Source organism: Streptomyces spongiae (genome assembly GCF_009377185.1).
GTDB lineage: Bacteria > Actinomycetota > Actinomycetes > Streptomycetales > Streptomycetaceae > Streptomyces > Streptomyces spongiae.
Map to the genome: position 1 here is coordinate 1 of NZ_VJZC01000768.1, position 4,013 is coordinate 4,013.

The 4,013-nt window shown below is 73.0% G+C and carries 5 protein-coding genes and 1 pseudogene; 5 read left to right on the forward strand and 1 reads right to left on the reverse strand.

Annotation, left to right across the window (positions count from 1 at the left end; all coding sequences use genetic code 11):
* Both FNH08_RS46350 and FNH08_RS46355 read left to right on the forward strand, forming a co-directional pair.
* Positions 1-465 (forward strand): annotated as a pseudogene (locus tag FNH08_RS46350) (MBL fold metallo-hydrolase); the annotation flags it as partial.
* Between the two features lie 52 nt (positions 466-517).
* Entirely contained in the window at positions 518-958 is a 441-nt protein-coding gene (locus tag FNH08_RS46355) for a nuclear transport factor 2 family protein (RefSeq protein WP_194238855.1), read from the forward strand.
* On the opposite strand, the gene FNH08_RS46360 is transcribed toward FNH08_RS46355, so the two are convergent.
* Positions 952-1,668 (reverse strand): phosphotransferase, encoded by a 717-nt coding sequence (locus tag FNH08_RS46360; RefSeq protein ID WP_152777765.1) that lies wholly within the window; start codon positions 1,666-1,668, stop codon positions 952-954. The genes FNH08_RS46355 and FNH08_RS46360 overlap by 7 nt on opposite strands.
* 142 nt (positions 1,669-1,810) lie before the next feature.
* Here FNH08_RS46360 and FNH08_RS53330 point away from each other — a divergent pair, with 142 nt between their 5' ends.
* Genes FNH08_RS53330 through FNH08_RS46370 form a run of 3 tightly spaced genes read left to right on the forward strand, consistent with a single transcriptional unit; the run spans position 1,811 to position 3,936 of the window.
* Positions 1,811-1,936, forward strand: coding sequence for a hypothetical protein (locus tag FNH08_RS53330; RefSeq protein WP_265579852.1), 126 nt, complete (start codon positions 1,811-1,813; stop codon positions 1,934-1,936).
* A gap of 15 nt (positions 1,937-1,951) precedes the next feature.
* Positions 1,952-3,238 (forward strand): prenyltransferase/squalene oxidase repeat-containing protein, encoded by a 1,287-nt coding sequence (locus FNH08_RS46365; RefSeq protein ID WP_152777767.1) that lies wholly within the window; start codon positions 1,952-1,954, stop codon positions 3,236-3,238.
* Complete coding sequence (locus FNH08_RS46370) at positions 3,235-3,936, forward strand: SCO2322 family protein (protein ID WP_322726538.1); 702 nt, start codon at positions 3,235-3,237, stop codon at positions 3,934-3,936. The genes FNH08_RS46365 and FNH08_RS46370 overlap by 4 nt, the downstream gene beginning before the upstream one ends.
* The last annotated feature ends 77 nt before the right edge of the window (positions 3,937-4,013 follow it).

Below are 4,013 nucleotides of genomic sequence, written 5' to 3' on the forward strand. Positions count from 1 at the left end.
TATAAGAGACAGTCAAAACTCCCCGGACAAGGCCGCATGTTCTCCGGCGACCACCTGCTCCCGGAGATCTCCCCGCACATCGGCCTGTACGAGGACCCGGACGACGCCACGGTCACCGACCCCCTCGGCGACTACCTCGACTCCCTCGAACGCGTCGGCCGCCTCGCCCCCGCCGAGATCCTCCCGGCCCACCAGTACGCGTTCACGGACGCGGCATCCCGCGTCGGGGAGTTGCTGACCCACCACGAGTCCCGTCTCACCGACCTCCGGGCCCTCCTCTCCCGGCCCCTCACCCCGTGGCAGCTCACCGAACGCATGGAGTGGAACCGGCCCTGGGCCGACATCCCCTACGGATCCAGGAACATCGCCGTCTCGGAGGCGGAGGCCCACCTGCGCCGCCTGGTGAAACTGGGACGGGCGGAGGCGGTGCCGGGGAGCGATCCGGTGACGTACGTGGCCGTGTGAGTGGCTGCACAAATCGATCGTGGCCAGGGCGTTGTTACTGGTACCAAGGGTCATGGACCCCATGGAGCAACTCCTCGCCGAGCGCGCCTGCGAGCGCCTCGTCCTCGACTTCGTCCAGCGTCTGGATCTCGGTGAACCGGCCTCCGTCGCCAACCTGTTCACCGAGGACGGCACCTGGGAGTGGCCGGAGGGCGAGCGGTTCGTCAAGGGGCGCGCGGCTCTGCGCGACTACTTCGGCGCCCGCCCCGCCGACCGGCTCTCGCGCCGCCTGATGTCGAACGTCCTCACCACGGTCACCTCCCCGACCACGGCCACGGCCACCTCGTACTTCACGACGTACCGGATCGACGGCCACAGGGGCGGCATGGTCCCCGCCGGACCCCCGGTCCAGATCGGCCACTACGAGGACACCTTCCACAGGGTCGACGGCACCTGGCTGCTCGGCTCGCGGGTCCTCTTCCTGGCGTTCGCCGGCCCTACGCCCCGTCAGTGAGCGAGTACGCGGACCAACTCCTCGGCGCGGCCCAGAAGCTGGACCTCGCGCTCGCTCATCGTCACGTTGGCCGCCCGGCGTTTCCGCGCCTCCGTGAGGCCCGTCTCCGTGAGGGCGGACTCCTCGCCCTGGTGGGCGAGCAGGGCGGTGAGGATCTCGCGTGCCGCGTCGGCGAGCGGGTCCTCGGCGACCGCGACCTGGGCGAGGATCACCGCCGACATCCCCCAGTCGAGACCGGGCGGACCCTCCTCCGCGTTGGCCCAGTCGATGACCCTCGGGCCGCCGGGCGTGACGATCACGTTCTCCGGGTGGAGGTCCAGGTGCAGGATGCGGGCCGGGGGGTCGGTAGAGGTGGAGGTGGCGGTACGCGGCGGCAGCGCGTGCAGGTCCCGGAGCAACCGGGCCAGCGTCTGCCCCGCTTCCGTGGGGGCGATCAGGCCCGCGTCCAACGCCCCCAGCATGGTCGGCCCGGACAGCCGCTCCACCACCATGTCCGTGCCGTCGGCCGCCCGTACGGCCGGGACCGGGTAGCCGTGGCCTCGTACGTACTCCATCACCGCGGCCTCGGCAGCCGCGTCCCCGTACCCGTCGCTGTCCCGGTACCGCCGCAGCACCCAGCTCTCGTGACCCGCCGCATCACCCGCCTCGTCGCCCGCGAGTGCGTACACGTCGGCCGTACGGCCCGAGCCGAGCAGTCTCCCCGTTCGCATGGGGCGAACCTAACCTCCGAACAGCCGCCCCACAGGCGTTGCGTTACGGCCCGGTAGAGTAGCCAGGTCGTCATCACACCCGTACGGGGGGAAGCCGGTGCAAATCCGGCGCTGACCCGCAATCGTGAGCCACCCCGAGCAGGTGGCAAGCCGGATTGCCCCGCACGGACGTGACCGGCTCGCGTCACCGGCACCCGTCGGTGACGGCACCGTCGAGGCATACGGAGCCGAGCCGCCCGGCTGTGCCGTGCTGTCCGGCTCCCCGTAGGGGGAGACGCCCGTCATGAACGTTCGCCGCAGCACCGCGATACTGGCCGCCACCGCCGTGGCCGTGCTCGGCACCGGTTCCGCCGCGCCCGTCGCCCTCGCCGACGACGCCTCGCCCTCCGCCTCCCCGTCCCAGGCGATCCCCAGCGGGTTGTACGGCTCCACGGACCCCACGTACGACGGTGTCTGGCGCCAGTCCCTCGCCCTGCTCGCCCAGGACACCGTGGGGGTGAAGCCCGCGGCCGAGGCGGTGGACTGGCTGGTGGGGCAGCAGTGCGGCAGCGGGGCGTTCGCGGCGTACCGGTCCGACGCCTCGGCGAAGTGTGACGCGAAGACGCCGGTCGACACCAACAGCACCGCGGTGGCCGTCCAGGCCCTCGCCGCGCTCGGCGGGCACGACGGCGAGGTCGGCCGGGCGGTGCGCTGGCTGCGGGGCGTGCAGAACAAGGACGGCGGCTGGGGTTACACGCCCGGTGGCGCGAGCGACGCCAACTCCACGTCCGTCGTGATCGGCGCTTTCGTGGCCGCCGGCGACGAGCCCGGGGAGCAGAAGAAGGGCGAGCACTCCCCGTACGAGGCCCTGCGCGGCCTGTCCGTCCCCTGCGACGAGGACGGTGGCGGTGCCTTCGCCTTCCAGCCGGACAAGAAGGGCGAGTTGAGCGCGAACGCCGACGCCACGGCGGCCGGGGTGCTCGGCAGTCTGGGGAAGGGGTTCGTGGCGAAGGGCGGCGAGGGCGGCGAGGGCGGCGAGGGCACATCCCGTAAGGCCGCCGAGTGCGTCGGCGGTGATGACCTCTCGCCCGGGGACTCGGCCCACAACGGGGCCCTCTACCTGACCAAGGCCCTCGCCAAGAACGGCTACCTGAAGTCCTCCCTCGCCGGCGCCGAGGACCAGCCCGACCACGGCAACACCGCCGACGCGGTCGTCGCCCTCGGCGCCGCCGGACAAGAGGACAGCGCCGTCAAGCCCCTGGCCTGGCTGGAGAAGAACTCCGGTGCCTGGGCGGCCAAGGCGGGCCCGGCCGCGTACGCCCAGCTCATCCTCGCCGCCCACGCCACCGGTACGGACCCGCGCGACTTCGGCGGCGCCGACCTCGTCAAGCAGCTCGACGCCACGGGCCCGGCGGCCCAGGCGTCGTCCGACCACTCCACCGCCCCGAGCGCGAAGGAGAAGAGCAGCGAGGAAAAGAGCGAGGACGACGACTCCGTCTTCGGCGTGTGGTGGATCGTCGGGGTCTGCCTCGTCGCCGGCATCGGCGTCGGATTCCTGATCAGCGGCCGTACGAAGAAACAGCAGCCGTGACCCGCCGTCGTACGTCCGCGTCGCTCGTGGTCCTGGCGCTCCTCCTGGTCGTCGGGGGCGCGGGGACCGCACAGGCCGCCGCCTACCGCTACTGGTCGTTCTGGGAGCGGGACGGCGGCTCGGCCTGGACGTACGCGACGCAGGGCCCGTCGACCGCGCGCCCCTCCGACGGCGACGTCCAGGGCTTCCGCTTCTCGGTGAGCGAGGACTCGAACGACGCCGCCCAGCCGCGCGGCGCAGCGGACTTCGCGGACTTCGCTTCCATCTGTGCCCGGACGCCCGCGCGCGAGGGCCTCAAGCGCGTGGCCCTCGTCGTCGACTTCGGTACGGCGGCGGACGCCCCGTCCGGTGAGGCGCCCCCGGCGCCGCGCAGGGCCTGCGCCCGTGTGCCGGAGGACGCCACGACCGCCGACGCCCTGGCCGCGGTGGCCAAGCCGCTGCGCTACGACACGAACGCCCTGCTGTGCGCCATCGCGGACTACCCGGAGAAGGGCTGCGGCGAGCCGGTCTCGGACACCGACTCGCCTACCGACTCGCCTGAGGACTCGGGCCCGGAGGCGTCCGGCGACGAAAACTCGTCCCCCGACCAGTCCCCCGACCAGTCCCCCGGCCCGTCCCTCGGCCTGTACACGGGTGCCGGTGTCGTGGCGCTGCTGGGCGCGGCGGCGGTGTGGCAGGCGCGCCGCCGCAGGGGCTGAGGGCGATGGCGACCCCGCGCCCCGGCGTGCACCCCGGCGCCTGGTGGGTGTGGGCCCTGGGCCTCGCCACCGCCGCC

Excerpts from the sequence above, each read along its gene's own strand:
- FNH08_RS46355 (WP_194238855.1), top strand. The coding sequence starts at position 518 with ATGGACCCCATGGAGCAACTCCTCGCCGAGCGCGCCTGCGAGCGCCTC.
- FNH08_RS46360 (WP_152777765.1), bottom strand. The coding sequence starts at position 1,668 with ATGCGAACGGGGAGACTGCTCGGCTCGGGCCGTACGGCCGACGTGTAC.
- FNH08_RS46365 (WP_152777767.1), top strand. The coding sequence starts at position 1,952 with ATGAACGTTCGCCGCAGCACCGCGATACTGGCCGCCACCGCCGTGGCC.